The 14,888-nt window shown below is 40.6% G+C and carries 11 protein-coding genes and 1 rRNA gene; 5 read left to right on the forward strand and 7 right to left on the reverse strand.

The genetic code is table 11. From position 1 onward, the window contains the following. The first annotated feature begins 100 nt into the window (after nt 1–100). The 3 genes from G8D99_RS14575 to G8D99_RS14585 all read left to right on the forward strand — a co-directional run bounded on the left by G8D99_RS14575 (nt 101) and on the right by G8D99_RS14585 (nt 2,996). On the forward strand, nt 101–928 hold the full coding sequence (locus G8D99_RS14575) for a glycoside hydrolase family 25 protein (RefSeq protein WP_406741498.1): 828 nt from the start codon (nt 101–103) through the stop codon (nt 926–928). Between the two features lie 165 nt (nt 929–1,093). Continuing rightward, a complete protein-coding gene (gene dinB, locus G8D99_RS14580; protein ID WP_166327119.1) occupies nt 1,094–2,149 on the forward strand; it encodes a DNA polymerase IV in 1,056 nt (351 codons plus the stop codon). A 478-nt stretch (nt 2,150–2,627) separates the two neighbouring features. Further along, the gene (locus G8D99_RS14585; protein WP_166327122.1) at nt 2,628–2,996 is read left to right on the forward strand and encodes a RidA family protein; all 369 of its coding nucleotides are present in this window, start codon (nt 2,628–2,630) and stop codon (nt 2,994–2,996) included. A 140-nt stretch (nt 2,997–3,136) separates the two neighbouring features. Here the strand turns inward: G8D99_RS14585 and G8D99_RS14590 are convergent, their stop codons facing one another. Both G8D99_RS14590 and G8D99_RS14595 read right to left on the reverse strand, forming a co-directional pair. Beyond that, entirely contained in the window at nt 3,137–3,679 is a 543-nt protein-coding gene (locus tag G8D99_RS14590; RefSeq protein WP_166327124.1) for a DUF2726 domain-containing protein, read from the reverse strand. A 609-nt stretch (nt 3,680–4,288) separates the two neighbouring features. Further along, a complete protein-coding gene (locus G8D99_RS14595; RefSeq protein WP_166327126.1) occupies nt 4,289–6,691 on the reverse strand; it encodes a YgiQ family radical SAM protein in 2,403 nt (800 codons plus the stop codon). 363 nt (nt 6,692–7,054) lie between these two features. Between G8D99_RS14595 and G8D99_RS14600 the strand changes: the two genes are divergently transcribed. Then, nucleotides 7,055–8,074, forward strand: coding sequence for an alpha/beta hydrolase (locus G8D99_RS14600; RefSeq protein WP_227554334.1), 1,020 nt, complete (start codon nt 7,055–7,057; stop codon nt 8,072–8,074). 49 nt (nt 8,075–8,123) lie between these two features. On the opposite strand, the gene G8D99_RS14605 is transcribed toward G8D99_RS14600, so the two are convergent. Beyond that, nucleotides 8,124–9,341 (reverse strand): MFS transporter, encoded by a 1,218-nt coding sequence (locus G8D99_RS14605; protein WP_166327128.1) that lies wholly within the window; start codon nt 9,339–9,341, stop codon nt 8,124–8,126. Nucleotides 9,342–9,614: 273 nt separating this feature from the next. Between G8D99_RS14605 and G8D99_RS14610 the strand changes: the two genes are divergently transcribed. Beyond that, complete coding sequence (locus G8D99_RS14610; protein ID WP_166327130.1) at nt 9,615–10,157, forward strand: type 1 glutamine amidotransferase domain-containing protein; 543 nt, start codon at nt 9,615–9,617, stop codon at nt 10,155–10,157. A 265-nt stretch (nt 10,158–10,422) separates the two neighbouring features. On the opposite strand, the gene G8D99_RS14615 is transcribed toward G8D99_RS14610, so the two are convergent. From G8D99_RS14615 to rrf, 4 genes are all read right to left on the reverse strand, one after another. Next, a complete protein-coding gene (locus G8D99_RS14615; protein WP_166327132.1) occupies nt 10,423–10,734 on the reverse strand; it encodes an ankyrin repeat domain-containing protein in 312 nt (103 codons plus the stop codon). Between the two features lie 348 nt (nt 10,735–11,082). Beyond that, nucleotides 11,083–11,952 (reverse strand): IS982 family transposase, encoded by an 870-nt coding sequence (locus tag G8D99_RS14620; RefSeq protein WP_166327134.1) that lies wholly within the window; start codon nt 11,950–11,952, stop codon nt 11,083–11,085. A 588-nt stretch (nt 11,953–12,540) separates the two neighbouring features. After that, nucleotides 12,541–13,890, reverse strand: a complete 1,350-nt coding sequence (locus G8D99_RS14625; RefSeq protein ID WP_166327136.1) for an aromatic acid/H+ symport family MFS transporter — start codon at nt 13,888–13,890, stop codon at nt 12,541–12,543. A gap of 866 nt (nt 13,891–14,756) precedes the next feature. Continuing rightward, nucleotides 14,757–14,871: ribosomal RNA gene (rrf, locus tag G8D99_RS14630) — 5S ribosomal RNA — on the reverse strand. Between the last annotated feature and the right edge of the window lie 17 nt (nt 14,872–14,888).

Consider the following 14,888-nt stretch of genomic DNA (forward strand, 5'->3'; position numbering starts at 1 on the left):
TGTTCATCAACGTTCATCAACATCGACCTTTAGCAATGTGAATGGTGCATAATCCCCATTCACGCTATGATAAAACCCAAACCTTAAGCACTGAAGCCCCATGTCGAAAGCTACAAAAAAAACACCGACGCAGAAAAATCCCCCTCAACAAAACCATCATGCCCTGTATGCCTCTGGCATCGGCTTGGCGGTACTGGGTGTGATGACGGCTGTGTGCTTTTTTTTGTTTTTCCCTCATCCATTTGCGTCGGCACAAGATTATCCGATCAAGGGTTTTGATGTATCGCACCATCAAAAAGACATTCAATGGGCAAAAATTTCCCCGAAAGAATTCCAGTTTGTTTATCTCAAAGCCACGGAAGGCGGGGACTTTAAGGACACCAAGTTTCAGCAAAATTGGCTACAAGCCCGTGAACGTGGATTTCGAGTCGGGGCATATCATTTCTATCGTTTATGTCGTGGCGGTGATATTCAGGCACAGAACTTTATTGAAACCGTACCCAATAAAGCCGATGCCTTACCGCCGGTGATTGATTTGGAATATGAAAGCAATTGCATCAATCAATTCACCAAGGAGCAACTGCTCAAAGAAATTCAAATTGTACATGATCGCTTATATCAACATTATGGCAAGCAGCCGATGTTCTATATTTCAAAAGCGTTTTATAACATTGTATTGGCAGGTGAATTTAAACAGACCCCGCTTTGGGTGCGTGAATATCAGGGCAAACCCCATTTAAAAAATGATCCTGAATGGCATTTTTGGCAGCATACCAATCAAGGTGCAATTCAAGGGATTTCAACCGCAGTCGACTTGAATGTCTTTAATGGTGATCTCAAACAATGGAATGCTTTTTTAGTGCAGAATAAATTACAGCCTCAAGCAGTTCAAGATGCCAAGTCTGCTGTTCCAGCCGCAAAAAAATAAGCATCAACAGCCTCTAGGCATCTTATCCATCCACGCCTCAGACAGATATTGACGCATTGATTTTATTGGCAGTGAATAGCTCTGCGCATTCGGCTTAATTTGGGCTAAAATTCATTCATTAACATGCACCTTCACCCTTAATCCAAAGCTATATATCACCGATAGATGAGAAAAATTATTCATATCGATATGGACGCATTTTATGCCTCCGTCGAACTGCGTGATCGACCTGAGCTACAGCACTTACCTGTGGTGATTGCCTCACATCATCCACGTGCTGTGATTGCTGCAGCATCCTACCCTGCACGAGCATTTGGGTTACGTTCTGCGATGTCGATGACCCAAGCCAAAAAGTTATGTCCACAGGTGGTGGTGATCGAACCCAATTTTCAAAAGTATCATCAGGTTTCCGAGCAGATTCATGAAATTTTTCAGCAGTACACCGATCTGATTGAACCCTTGTCCTTAGATGAAGCCTATTTGGATGTCACAGAAAATTTTAAAGGTCTGCCCAGTGCCACAGAAGTGGCGACACAGATTCGTGCCGATATTTTTGCTCGCACTGGACTAACCGCTTCGGCAGGCGTAGCACCCAATAAATTTCTTGCCAAAATTGCGTCCGATTGGAATAAGCCGAATGGCATCTGTATTGTCAAACCGAGTCAGGTTCAGCATTTTATACAAGATTTAGCGCTGAAAAAAATCCCGGGAGTGGGCAAAGTCACACAGGAAAAACTTAAAGCCCTAAACTTAGAGACTTTAGGTGATTTACAACAGGTTGAAGAAACGGTGCTGATTCATCACTTTGGTAAATATGGCAAACAACTGTTTTTGTATGCACAAGGCATCGATGACCGTGCTGTACAAGCACAGCGCAAACGTCAGCAGATTTCCAAAGAAACCACCTTTGACCAAAACTTTAGCCTGAGTCAATGCCAGCCTTTTTGGGGCAATTTAATTGAACGGGTCTGGGGCACTTTAGAGAACAAACAACTGACAGCGCGTGGTGTCACGGTTAAATTAAAACTGAAAAATTTCCAAGTGTTACAACACAGTAAGAGCTTTAAACAGCCTTTACAGTCCCCTGCTGAAATTCAGCAAATTTTACAATTACTGCTCAGTGAAATGCAGATTTCTGAACATGATCAATTTCGTTTGATTGGTATTGGGGTCTATCAATTGGCAGAGAAAACTCAGGAATCGCAATTATCCCTGTGGTAACAATCACTCAACCCAGCTTATTTGAGATTATTTTTCAAACAAAAGAATAAATTCTGCTCAAAATGGGGTGGCAAATTGATTTTTTTAGCGTAATCTAATCGGCGCACAACATTATCCATGTTGCTGCAAGAGATGCTAAAACGATGATCTATTTTTAGCATTCAAGTCCTGTGATTGGCGTGATGATCCATCCGAATATGACAGGGCCCTCTGACCTCCTGCTATGTTTAATCCCCTCGTTTTACGCTTATCGCCTCCAATTTTCACGCTCTACCGTCTTGGTATTTTCGAGCTAATTTAGACACTTTTCTGTCTTTAAAATAGTGCATTGCCTCATCTTATCCGTATCACTGCACAAGCCATGATTTAAAACATCGGATTCCGCTGCGCTTAATGTACGCTCAGCGTTGATCACAGCTTTGCACTCGATTGATCATCACGTAGACTAGAGCCATCTTATCGAGCTAGAAGAAAACCAATGACTGTTCAACGTCTACACGTTCAAAAACGCTTCTCTGAAATTGCCATTTCCGGCAATCTGATTCATTTAGCGGGTCAACTTGCCTCAGACACCAGCCTCGATATTCAAGGTCAAACCCAACAAACTTTAGACTATATTGACCAATTTCTAAGGGATGCCGGTTCAGACAAAAGCCACATTTTATCGGTGATGATTTTTTTAAAAGACATTGAGCAAGATTATGCGGCAATGAATGAAGTTTGGGATGCATGGGTGTCTGATATTGAAGCACTGCCCCGCACCTGCGTGGAAGCAAAACTGTATGACCCGAATGTGTTAGTTGAAATGACGGTGGTTGCGGTCAAGGCCGATTCAAACCCAGCTTAAAGTAGCTTGGCTTTTTTTAAATAGTTTTTCTTTTATAAAATAGCTTGGCTTTGATCAAGCAGATCGATGTTTGAATCTGTCATAAAAAATGCATGTGATCACATGCATTTTTTATTTAAAATCAATATTCCGCATCGGTCTTAGCCATATATCCTCATCTTAGTGAATCGTTCTTCGGAATACAGATCGAACTTCCCCACATCACGCTCCGGCATACTGTTTAAGGACTGCATGTCGATATATTCTGTTAAAAAGTCATCGCGTAATTGCTGATATTCGGGCACACCCTCATAGCGAATGACCCGATAGCCTGCAGCTTCTAACAGTAAATCTTGTTGCTGAGCCAACTTTGAACGCTTGGCCGATAACAACTCACCCAAAGCGATCACCGCAATCACACGGCAGTCTTTATTTAACACCACAAAGTCGGCAAATAGTTTTTCATATTTACGGCGGGTACGTGGCAGTTTAGTGGTCAGCAATGCATCAAAAGACACATGCGCCAAGATATTGGCTTCAGGTAGAATTTCTTTTAACCGTGTAAATGTCAGTTGCTCATAGGTGTTAAACACAGCCCTTTGGCGCAGTGCACTGTCGCTGGGTTGTTTCTGTTTTAGTCCTTTATAAGCAACAAGCACCACGATGGCGAGCGTGATTACACTCGCAATAATCATCAGGTTCATTGTTGTAATCCTTGTTCCTATTTTTATAATTCATTGTTTTTACACTGTCAGTCTTGCAGCGTTTTATTGTTTGGGCTATTGAATTGAATCCGTTCAACCCATATTCATTCAAATTCAAATGATCCCAGCCTATTGGTGTTTTCTTGTGAAAGCGCGTTTCAATTTTCAAATAAAATCACCGTCCAAAACCATACAACTAAACGCATGTGAAAGGTCGCATCATTACTTGAAAACAACAGGATGACTTCATTTAAACACAATCAAATGCAGCTTGAGCATGATTTTTATGCTGTAAATGACAGTTTTCTTGAAGCCTCTGTCAAAAATGACAATGTTCAGCATAAACATCAACCCTTACTTATAGCTAATCGACTCAATCAAAACAAATTTTTCCCGATCAAAATCACTTGAATCGATCTATTTCCGACCAACATCTTTTTTACACAGCTCAGCTTGATATTGTAATAAAAGGTATCAGCGTATGAAAACATGGGATTTTAAATAAAAAAAGGATGCCGGAGCATCCTGTTTTCTTGACTCTAAACCTACACCACACAACATCGATCTCGCTCAAATAGGTTCAAGATCGATGCTATGTTTAAAGGTCAATTAAGCGCGTGATTTCGATTTAGGCTTTGCTTTGCCCTGATATGGTTTTTTCGCATCACCTGTTTCACGTGGTGGTAAACCGGTATGTTGCGTTAAGATTTGACCACGTTCAGGACGCTTTTTGGTATTTGAAGGACGTGATTGCGCCGCTTTGGTACGATTACCTTGTTCACCGGTACGTTTTTGCGAATCCCCATCAACCGTCGAGTTCTTCTTACGTGCAGACTGATACTGACCTTCACCGCCTTGTGGTTGATAGGTTGGAATCAAATGCTGTTTCGAGTTACCAATCAAATCTGAACGACCCATTTCTTTCAAGGCTTCACGTAGCAATGGCCAGTTGTTTGAATCATGGTAACGTAAGAACGCTTTATGCAAGCGACGGCGTTTCTCGCCTTTGACAATATCCACATTTTCAGTATAACGCGCCACTTTCGCCAACGGATTTTTACCGGTGTAATACATGGTGGTCGCAGTCGCCATCGGTGATGGATAGAAAGTTTGTACCTGATCGGCACGGAAACCATTCTTCTTCAACCACACGGCAAGATTCATCATGTCATAGTCAGTGGTGCCCGGATGCGCCGCAATAAAGTACGGAATCAGGTACTGCTCTTTACCCGCTTCTTTACTATAACGGTCAAACATCTGTTTGAAACGGTCATAGGTTCCGATACCCGGTTTCATCATCTTCGACAATGGACCTTTTTCGGTATGCTCAGGGGCAATTTTTAAATATCCGCCCACATGGTGCTGAACCAACTCTTTGACATATTCAGGGTTCAATACCGCCAAGTCATAACGCAGACCTGAACCAATCAGAATCTTTTTGATGCCCGGTAATGAACGTGCTTTACGGTATAACTGGGTCAAAGGTGCATGGTCAGTATGTAAGTTTTGACATACGCCAGGGAATACACATGACGGCTTACGACAGTTCTTTTCAATTTCAGGGTCTTTACACTGCAAACGGTACATGTTTGCCGTTGGACCACCCAAATCCGAAATAATGCCAGTAAAGCCCGGTGCTGTATCACGAATCTTTTCCACTTCACGTAAAATAGATTCTTCAGAACGGTTTTGAATGATACGACCTTCATGTTCCGTAATCGAACAAAAGGTACACCCGCCGAAACAACCACGCATGATGTTGACAGAGAACTTAATCATGTCAAATGCAGGGAAGCGCGCTTCACCATAAGATGGATGTGGCAGACGTGCATACGGCAAGTCAAACACATAGTCCATTTCTTCAGTGGTGAGTGGAATCGGTGGTGCATTCAACCACACATCACGCTCACCATGCTTTTGCACCATCGCGCGAGCATTCCCCGGATTGGTTTCCAAATGCAAAATACGGTTGGCATGTGCATACAGTACCGGATCATTGGCCACTTCTTCAAAGGCCGGTAAACGAATCACAGCCAACTCACGTGGCGGTAATTTATGTTTAATCGCTTTAGAGATCGGCTGTAATTGCACGATTTGCGTATCAGGATCTAAATCGTCCCCTTCACGCACAATCGGATTGGCAACAGGTTCTTTTTGGAAGCCCTGATACTGCGCTAAAGAGTTGCCTTTGTCTTTTTCAATTTCACAGCCATCGAGATCTTCAGTCATCACATAAGGATTGATAATCGGATCAACACGACCGATCGCATCGACATCATTCGATGCAATTTCGACAAACTTGGCTTTTGATGCACGATTGTGTTTATTGACAATAAACGCAGTACCGCGAACATCGGTAATCTCATGAATTTTTTCACCACGCGCCAAACGATGCATCACTTCCGTGATTGAACGCTCACCATTACCATACATCAGTAAGTCGGCTTTTGAGTCCATCAACACTGAACGGCGAACTTTGTCTGACCAATAGTCATAGTGCGCAATACGGCGTAAAGATGCTTCAATACCACCCAAAAGTACAGGCACATCAGGGTACGCTTCACGTACACGTTGGCAATACACGGTTGCTGCACGGTCAGGACGTTTATTCGGTACATTGTCCGGAGAATAGGCATCATCCGAACGGATTTTACGGTCAGCCGTATAACGGTTGATCATCGAATCCATATTACCGGCAGTGACACCCCACGCAATATTCGGTTTACCCAAAACACGGAAGGCATCCACATTGGTCCAATCTGGTTGTGCAATAATCCCGACACGGAAACCTTGTGCTTCCAAAGTACGCCCAATAATCCCTGAACAGAATGATGGATGGTCGATATACGCATCACCACAAACCAAAATAAAGTCACAGGAATCCCAACCGAGTAAATCCATTTCCTCGCGTGACATCGGCAAAAATGGCGCAGGTTCAAAGCATGACGCCCAATATTTGTCGTAATCAAACAACGCAGTCGGCGCGGTCTGAGCAGTATAAGCTGTAGACATGGTGTGTTTCTCGATTGGCAGATGGCGATCGGGAGAGATCTAAGATGAAAGCCGAGCATTTTAACATGAATTATGCGCATCTTGCTTGATTAAAAAACACACTAAAATAAAGTCTTAACATTGTCATTTATAGCGTATTGAAATCGATGCACCCTTTTTGATGTGTTGCTTTTGTGAATATCCTCAATATTCCGACCAATGGAATTGCTTTCATCGCAGTGAGAAGATCTTTTAAAATCATGCCGCTAGCCAGCAGAAATGTGATGAAATTGACTTAAATATTACCCCTCGCGTCATTTCGGATATTTCATCCTCAGCTCGTCCTGATTAGGCTGAAAACAAAACAACAATAAGGTGATCGAGATGCGCATATTTAAAGGTTTTTTGGTTTCATTGATGCTACTGCTGCAATCCTTTGCATGGGGCAATCCCCCAAAAGAAAAGTCTTATGCTGAGCAAGACGCATGGAAACAATTGCAAAAACAGTTTCCGCTTGAGTATCAATGGCTCACTTCCGCCGCCATTCCTGAAGAATACTTTTGGCAATGGCAAAATAACCAAGTGCATGTCGATTACTACCGTCGTCCCAATGCCCCTGCCAAAGTGATTTTATTGCATGGGGTGGGCACCAATGGTCGCCAAATGAGTTTGGTGCTGGGTCAACCTTTGGCACAAGCGGGTTATGAAACCATGGCACTCGACTTGCCCGGTTATGGAATGACCCAATATCCGGCTAAAAGTAAAATTCGCTATGACGACTGGGTTAAATTGGTCAGTGACTTTGTCGATGCTGAAGCACAAAAAGACAATCGTCCTATTTTTCTGTACGGGCTTTCCGCAGGGGGCATGCTGACCTTGCATGTCGCGATGCAAAACAAACATGTTAAAGGCATCATAGGGATGACCTTTTTAAATCAGCAAGATATAGACGTTAAAAAAGGCATCATGCGTTTTAGCCCACTGAGTCCGGTGTTATTGCCCGGTATGAAAATCACTGCAAAAACGCCTTTTGGCAGTGTGCCTGTACCCATGTCTTTGGTGTCGAAAATGTCAAAACTGACCAATGACCCAAAAGCTTTAAAAATCATGCTGAATGATAAAACTTCGGCCGGCAATACCATGCCCATCAAGTTCTTAGACAGTTATATGAATTACACTCCGCCTTATCATATTTCAGCATTTGTACAGTGCCCGGTTCTGTTGACCCAACCTGCCGAAGACCATTGGACACCGCTTGAGCTGAGTCAGGACGTCATGAAACGTCTCAGTGTGCCGCATCAAACCGTGCTTTTGCCTCAAGGTGGGCATTATCCTGTTGAGAAACAAGCCCTCGACCAACTGCGTGCCAGTAGCATTGCCTTTATTCAAAAAAATCTAAAATAGAATAATCCATCCGATAGATCAGCAATTGGATAGGTCATTGGAGCGCTGTTTACTGATCGGATGTTGAATCCAAGCGAGATTCACTAGGCATGCTGTTGAGCTTATATGCAATCGCAACTCCAACGCCTAAAATGAAACTAATACAGAGGGTTAAGCCTAACCAACCAAAGGCTTCCCAAATCAGCCCACTGCTACTACCGAGCACACTTGAACCGAGGTAGTAAAAAAATAAATACAGGGCTGAACCCACTGCACGATATTGCAAGGAATGTACCGAGACCCAACTGCTTGAGGTGGAATGCGCGGCAAAAAAGGAAAAGGTGAAAATCAGCAGTCCAATCAAGACAAAAGTCAGCGATGGAATCAACATGATCCATAGCCCCAAAATCATGCTACAGAGCATTGCCTGTAACACCTTACCTCGACCAAACTTCTGTGACCATGCGGCAGCGCGTGGTGAACTATAGATCCCAGACAGATAAGCAATCGAAATCAGTCCAATCCATGCCTGTGACAATTCAAAAGGCTGTTCCAACAGGTGATAACTCATATAGTTAAACACCGTGACAAAGCAGCCCATCAAAATAAAACCTTGTGCAAACAGTAGCCGTAATTTAGGGTCTTCAAAGTTCTTGATAAAGGATTGTTTAAAGCGATCAAAACGAATTGGATAGGCTTTAAAATGTTTGGAATTAGGCAGTTTAAAATAGAAAATCGTGGCAATACTCAGATTCAATAGCCCAATCATCAGCATGGCAGTTTGCCAAGACATACTGTCAATCAGCACCCCTGCAATCACACGCCCGCTCATCCCACCAATCGCTGTGCCTGAAATGTACAGTCCCATGGCAAAGCCCACATCTTTAGCAGCGACTTCTTCCCCGATATAGGTCATCGCCACCGATGCCACGCCACTCACCGCAAGCCCGATCAACATGCGGGTGATTAAGAACACTTCCCAAATCGCCAGTCGAGAGCTCAAAATCAGTAAACTTGCAGTCGAAAAAAGTGAAATCACCATCACCTGCTTGCGCCCATAACGGTCTGAAATCAATCCTGCAAACAGTAATCCAACCGCCAAAGCACTGGTCGGAAACGACAATGGAAAGCTACTATGCGTGGGTGTCACTGCAAAGAACTGCGCAAAAATCGGCATCATCGGTTGTACGCAATACAACGACGAAAACACCGCAAAGCCTGCCAGAAATAAGCACAGTAAAATCGCGTAGAATGGCTTGGTTCCATAGCTGATGTAGCGGTCAGACATACACAATTCGAGGATATTTTTGGGGGAAGATTTTGGATTATACGCCCATTTCTGTGCGGAGACTCGGCATCGAGATATTTTGAAATTCGGTCAATTTTAAGCTTTTAAGATCGTCAATTATGCGTAAATATGCTTGAAAATAAAAGACTCGGCTTCCGCTTTTCATGAGCCTGTTGAATTATTTTCACAAAGCATATTCAAAAACTTACACAGCGCACCCATGGTCATTGCTAAGTTATTTATTCATTTAAAAACAAATAAAAGGTGTACGACATGTCGAAAAAAGCCTTATTTATTACCTCGAACCAAGGCATAGAACAGGATGAACTGATTAAACCCTTTGAATTTTTGCAGTCTAAAGGGATTGAGGTGATTCATGCCGCCGAAAAAAATGAAGATGTACAAACGGTAAAGTCCGATAAAGAACCTGCCAGTAAACGCACCCCACATACCAGTTTGGCTCAAGTCGCATATCAGGATTACGACATTTTGGTCATTCCGGGTGGCACGGTAAATGCGGATACCCTACGCATCAATACCGACGCACAAAAAATCATTCAGTACTTCACTGACAACCATAAACCCATTGCGGCCATTTGCCATGCGCCTTGGGTGCTGATTAATGCAGAACGCATCAAAGATAAAAACTTAACTTCCTATCACAGCATTCGATTGGACTTGGAAAATGCCGGTGGAAAATGGGTGGATGAAGAAGTCCATCGTTGCAATACCAATGATTGGCCACTGATTACTTCACGTAATCCAGATGATATTCCGGCCTTTAATCAGGCCATTCTTAAAGAATTAGGCACTTAAGTCATTTTGTACGTATATGCTTACATGCATAGCTACTTTTAGCTGCTTTTCGGACTTCGATTTTTTTACTATTCTTTAATCATCAGGAGACAGGAAGTTTCCCAAACAGAAAACAACAATAAAACGTTTGAGCACCAGGAGCGTGAGATTAGACAGGAGTCAAATCTAACCAACCGATACGAAGAAAAGCCCATCAGGAAGATGGGCTTTTCTTTATTTAAAATTCGTATTTTCAACGCCAAGTTAAACTCAGCACTGAATCAACTTATAGTGATTTTAAGTAATCTACCACTGCACTATTACCTGCCATTTCAGCAAGTTGTAATGCCGTATACTCGCCTTCGTAAGCGACATTTGCACCTTTCGCTACAAGTAACTTTACAACCTCTAAATTGTCGTTTTCAGCAGCCGCTTGGAGTGCACTATAGCCTTCGTCATCGGTTTGATTGACGTCTATACCTTGCGCTAAAAGTTTTTCAACTTCTTCGACTTCACCAAGGGATGCCCAGTACACAAGTTCAGGAAGATGCAGTTCTTCATCATCTTCAGGGATTGGGGAGAATGAGTTGAGTTTCATATTTTTTGCCTTTGACCATACTAAAAAGTGAATTCAATATAATTAATATTCAAAATTTGAAATTACATTTTCAATAATTTTAGGAAATTTAATGGGCTTCGCAAGAATATTTTTTTTGCCATTTTGATCTAGTTCTATATACACGATAGAATCGTTTCTGATTAACCCTTTATTTAAATTATTCATGAGAGCCGACTTAGCCTGACCGATTGCACCTGCTGAAAATACAAAACTTATAGAAATAACATAAAATATTAGTAATGTTGATATTGAAGATTTATTGGCTTTAAGTAAAGGTATAATAAAAAATGAACTTACTATAAATATAATAAATAACCCGAATCCTGTTTAAGCCGATGACTCCATAATTTGAATTGTTGGCTTATTTTTATGGATCAGTTGATATGCACACAAGGACGCGTAAATCCCTCCTAGAAATCCATGAACACTACGTGCTTTGCTTGTCACTAAATTGTACTGACCTTTCAATAAACTGAATAAAGTCTCTATCTTATTGCGCTGTTTTAAGTGATATTTATCTGACTCAGAAAGTTGTATAGCCTGCATATTTTTTCGATGATAGGTAATTAAATCAATGCCTTGCTCTTTTAATCTAATCTTCAGTTCTTGACTAATATAGCCACGATCTCCATACAACTTTGCTTCCATCTCTTTAACGAGTCTCTCAACCATTTTTATGTCAGCAACATGTCCATTCGATAAAGCAGAACAAGCAATTTCCCCAAATTGGTTCATTGCAATGTGCAATTTACAGCCATAAAACCAGCCCATTGAACTTTTACCACGAGATGCAATTTTAGCTAAAGATTTATGGCGTTGAATACGTTGATTTTTACAAACTGGCAAAAGCGTTGAATCAATCCATAAATATTGTGTACCTTGGTCTTTCATCAGCACCACATGTAAAGCGTGTAGAGCCAATTGGTGCATATTGATCAGATGAATCATCCTTTGATAGCAAGGCAAATACTTAAATAAATGGTTTTTATCTTCTTTTAACCAAATGAAAAATGCTTTGAAATTATTGAAATGAGAACATTTATACCAGATCGCGATAAAACAGATTTCTGAAATGGTTAAATGAGCAGTTCTGATTCTTAAGGAACGATTACTTTGCTTAAGAAAATTCCAATAGGTTGCTTCAAATTTGAGAAAGAAATCATCAATTAAGCAGAATAATTCGGTACTATTAAACATCGGGACTAGAGTTGTGAGTTTTGTGTGGTAACTCAACTGATGGCTCTAGTCCTTCTATTTTTCAAGTCAATTTTTATCCGCGATTCAGGTTAAATAAGTAATTAACATAAATTTTAGATTCAGAGAAAACATATGTATCGAAAGTTGATGCAACCCAATAAATTATAGAAATTATAAAAGCTAGTCGAGCCGACCAAATTTCATTATTGAGTTCCGTATTTTCTAAACGTTTGTTAATCAGATCCCAATCGTCTTTATCAATGTCTTTACTAAAAAATTTACTAAAATGACTTATGATCATCAGTATAAAAACTAGAACGCCAACTTGGTAAAATCCACTTAAAATGTAGTGGCGTAAACTTAGGAAACTCACGGCATTCTCATGCAAAGCCTGAAAATATGAGCACTCATATACAAAACCACACCACCCAAAAATAATTAATAAAAAAATTAACCATGTGAGCAATTTCTTCGATAAATCCATAATCATTCTTCAATATATTAAAATTTCTAATAATTTTAAATATTTATCAGCATTTAAAGAAAATAAAAAGCCCCCTTATAGAGGCTCTTTAAAACAATCTAAATTTAAGCTTTAGCAATTGCTGGCTTTACAATACCAATCTGCTCAGGCTCATCTTCACGAGCAATTAACGCAACCGCAATTGCGGTAATCAATACAGGTAAACCCACCACCATAAAGTTAATATACGCAGGTAAACTCATGCCCAAAAGCGCACCTATCAAAATTGGCCCCACAATCGCACCCATACGACCAATCGCAGATGACCAACCGATCCCAGTCGAACGCACCGCCAATGGATAGTACTGCGCCACATAGCTATACAACAACATTTGCGAACCAATAGACGCAGCACCCGCCAAGAATACCAATACATACAATACAGCTTGCGGAGGGTTAAAGCCCATTAAACTCATCACGATTGCACCCATGATGCCTAAACACATCAAGACAGGTTTTAAATGGAAACGATCTGCAAGAACACCACCACCCACGATTCCAACAACCGCACCCATATTCATCGCAAGCATGAACATCAGGCTATTATTCATCGAGTAACCTGCTGCCATCATTAACTTTGGCAACCAACTGCTCAGTGCATACATGGTTAAAAGACAAGTGAAGAATGCAACCCAGAACAATAAGGTATTCGCCATACGACCACGTTTAAACAAGCTCACAACACTTGCAGACTCAGGCACTTCAACTTTATTCAGCTCAAATTCAGTCTGTTCAGAAATTTTAACTTCAGGCGCTAGACGACGCACAATTTCACGCGCTTCAGCATGTTTACTCTGCTGCACAATGAATGTTAAAGATTCAGGTAAAAACTTCCAGATCACAGGCAATAAAAACAGTGGAATGCCCGCAATAAAGAACATGATTTCCCAACCAAAATTTGGGGTAAATTGCGCACCCAAAAGTGCAGCCATTACACCACCCACCGCATAACCACTAAACATGGTGGTCACTAAGGTGCTGCGTTTGGTTGCAGGTGCATATTCCGAGGTCAACGCGACTAAGTTCGGCATCACACCGCCAATCCCTAAGCCTGCCAAGAAACGTAGAATGCCAAATTCAGTCGGATTTGAAGCAAATCCACCGGCAAAGGTCAGACCGCTGAACAACACAATACAGATCATAATGACTTTCTTACGACCAATCTTATCGGCCAAAGAACCGAAAATCATCGCCCCAAACATCATACCTGCCAAAGCGGTACTTGCCAGCATCCCAGCTTGAACTGCGGATAATCCCCACTCCTGCATCAATAGGGGTAATACCACACCATTAATTGCTAAATCATAACCGTCAAAAAGAATAATCAATAAACACCATGCCACCACCTTAAAATGGAAAGAGGTAAATTTCGCATGATCAATAATCTTATTTACATTCATTGTTTCCACATTCATCAATGCTTGTCTCCATTTAAGCATGTCTTAACAATCACACTATTTTTGTAGTTTGATGCGTATTTCAGCAGAGTAAATGAATGTTCTATAGCATCGCTATAAGACTAAAGATGGACAGAAAATTTACTTATAAGCAATTGTTTATTAATAATATTTAACATAAAAATTTAATGATATTTTTCAACTTTTGAATGGCATTAAATTCAATAATTCAGGAGGTATTAAATCATTAAATATCAGTTTTTAATGTTCAAATTATTGGATGGTGACTATTGCTCATAGAATGAAAAAATGATTTAAGTCTGTAAAACAATCAAAATTTAAATCATATAAAGAAATTAAGACTTAATAACGATTAATATAGGATTTAAATTAAATATAATATTTTGTAATGCTGGTTTAATTATCTTTATTCTATTCAAATATCGCTTATTTAATATTCATAGTGAAGAATAATTAATATATAACACTCAAGCGTAATTGTTTTTTATGGCCAAATTTATTCTTCCAAATAGCCCAATAGGACTAGATCAATGGTGTCTTCAGTCAATCATTAATTAAATACATTTAGATATTGTGAACATCAAATCGGCTTAATTTTATAAACAAAAACAGATGAATTTGTGGAAAATATTGAAAATTAAGTTTATTAAACCAATTCTACCGCTTAACTAACGGATCTGAATGAAAATAGCCTTGTTATTATAACGAGATTAACGCATACAAGATCGTTTTAATTAAATATTAGCTTTTGTTTAAGCTTAGACGTTGAGTTTAAGCTTGGTTTTTTCTTTCATCTTTATGTTGATTTAATTCACGCATAAAAAAACACCCTGATGCTTGATCAGGGTGTTTTCGAATTAATGAGCTGGCGATGACTTACTCTCACATGGGTAACCCCACACTACCATCAGCGCTAAGAGGTTTCACTTCTGAGTTCGGGAAGGGATCAGGTGGTTCACTCTTGCTATTGTCGCCAGCACAACTGTTTATGGACT

The sequence above is a fragment of the Acinetobacter lanii genome, from assembly GCF_011578285.1.
Lineage (GTDB): Bacteria > Pseudomonadota > Gammaproteobacteria > Pseudomonadales > Moraxellaceae > Acinetobacter > Acinetobacter lanii.

Bases quoted from the DNA above. Each gene is read 5' to 3' on its own strand.
- G8D99_RS14625 (WP_166327136.1), bottom strand. From the start codon at position 13,890: ATGAATGTGGAAACAATGAATGTAAATAAGATTATTGATCATGCGAAA.
- G8D99_RS14585 (WP_166327122.1), top strand. From the start codon at position 2,628: ATGACTGTTCAACGTCTACACGTTCAAAAACGCTTCTCTGAAATTGCC.
- G8D99_RS14615 (WP_166327132.1), bottom strand. From the start codon at position 10,734: ATGAAACTCAACTCATTCTCCCCAATCCCTGAAGATGATGAAGAACTG.
- G8D99_RS14600 (WP_227554334.1), top strand. From the start codon at position 7,055: ATGCGCATATTTAAAGGTTTTTTGGTTTCATTGATGCTACTGCTGCAA.
- G8D99_RS14575 (WP_406741498.1), top strand. From the start codon at position 101: ATGTCGAAAGCTACAAAAAAAACACCGACGCAGAAAAATCCCCCTCAA.
- G8D99_RS14605 (WP_166327128.1), bottom strand. From the start codon at position 9,341: ATGTCTGACCGCTACATCAGCTATGGAACCAAGCCATTCTACGCGATT.
- dinB (WP_166327119.1), top strand. From the start codon at position 1,094: ATGAGAAAAATTATTCATATCGATATGGACGCATTTTATGCCTCCGTC.
- G8D99_RS14590 (WP_166327124.1), bottom strand. From the start codon at position 3,679: ATGAACCTGATGATTATTGCGAGTGTAATCACGCTCGCCATCGTGGTG.
- G8D99_RS14595 (WP_166327126.1), bottom strand. From the start codon at position 6,691: ATGTCTACAGCTTATACTGCTCAGACCGCGCCGACTGCGTTGTTTGAT.
- G8D99_RS14610 (WP_166327130.1), top strand. From the start codon at position 9,615: ATGTCGAAAAAAGCCTTATTTATTACCTCGAACCAAGGCATAGAACAG.
- G8D99_RS14620 (WP_166327134.1), bottom strand. From the start codon at position 11,952: ATGTTTAATAGTACCGAATTATTCTGCTTAATTGATGATTTCTTTCTC.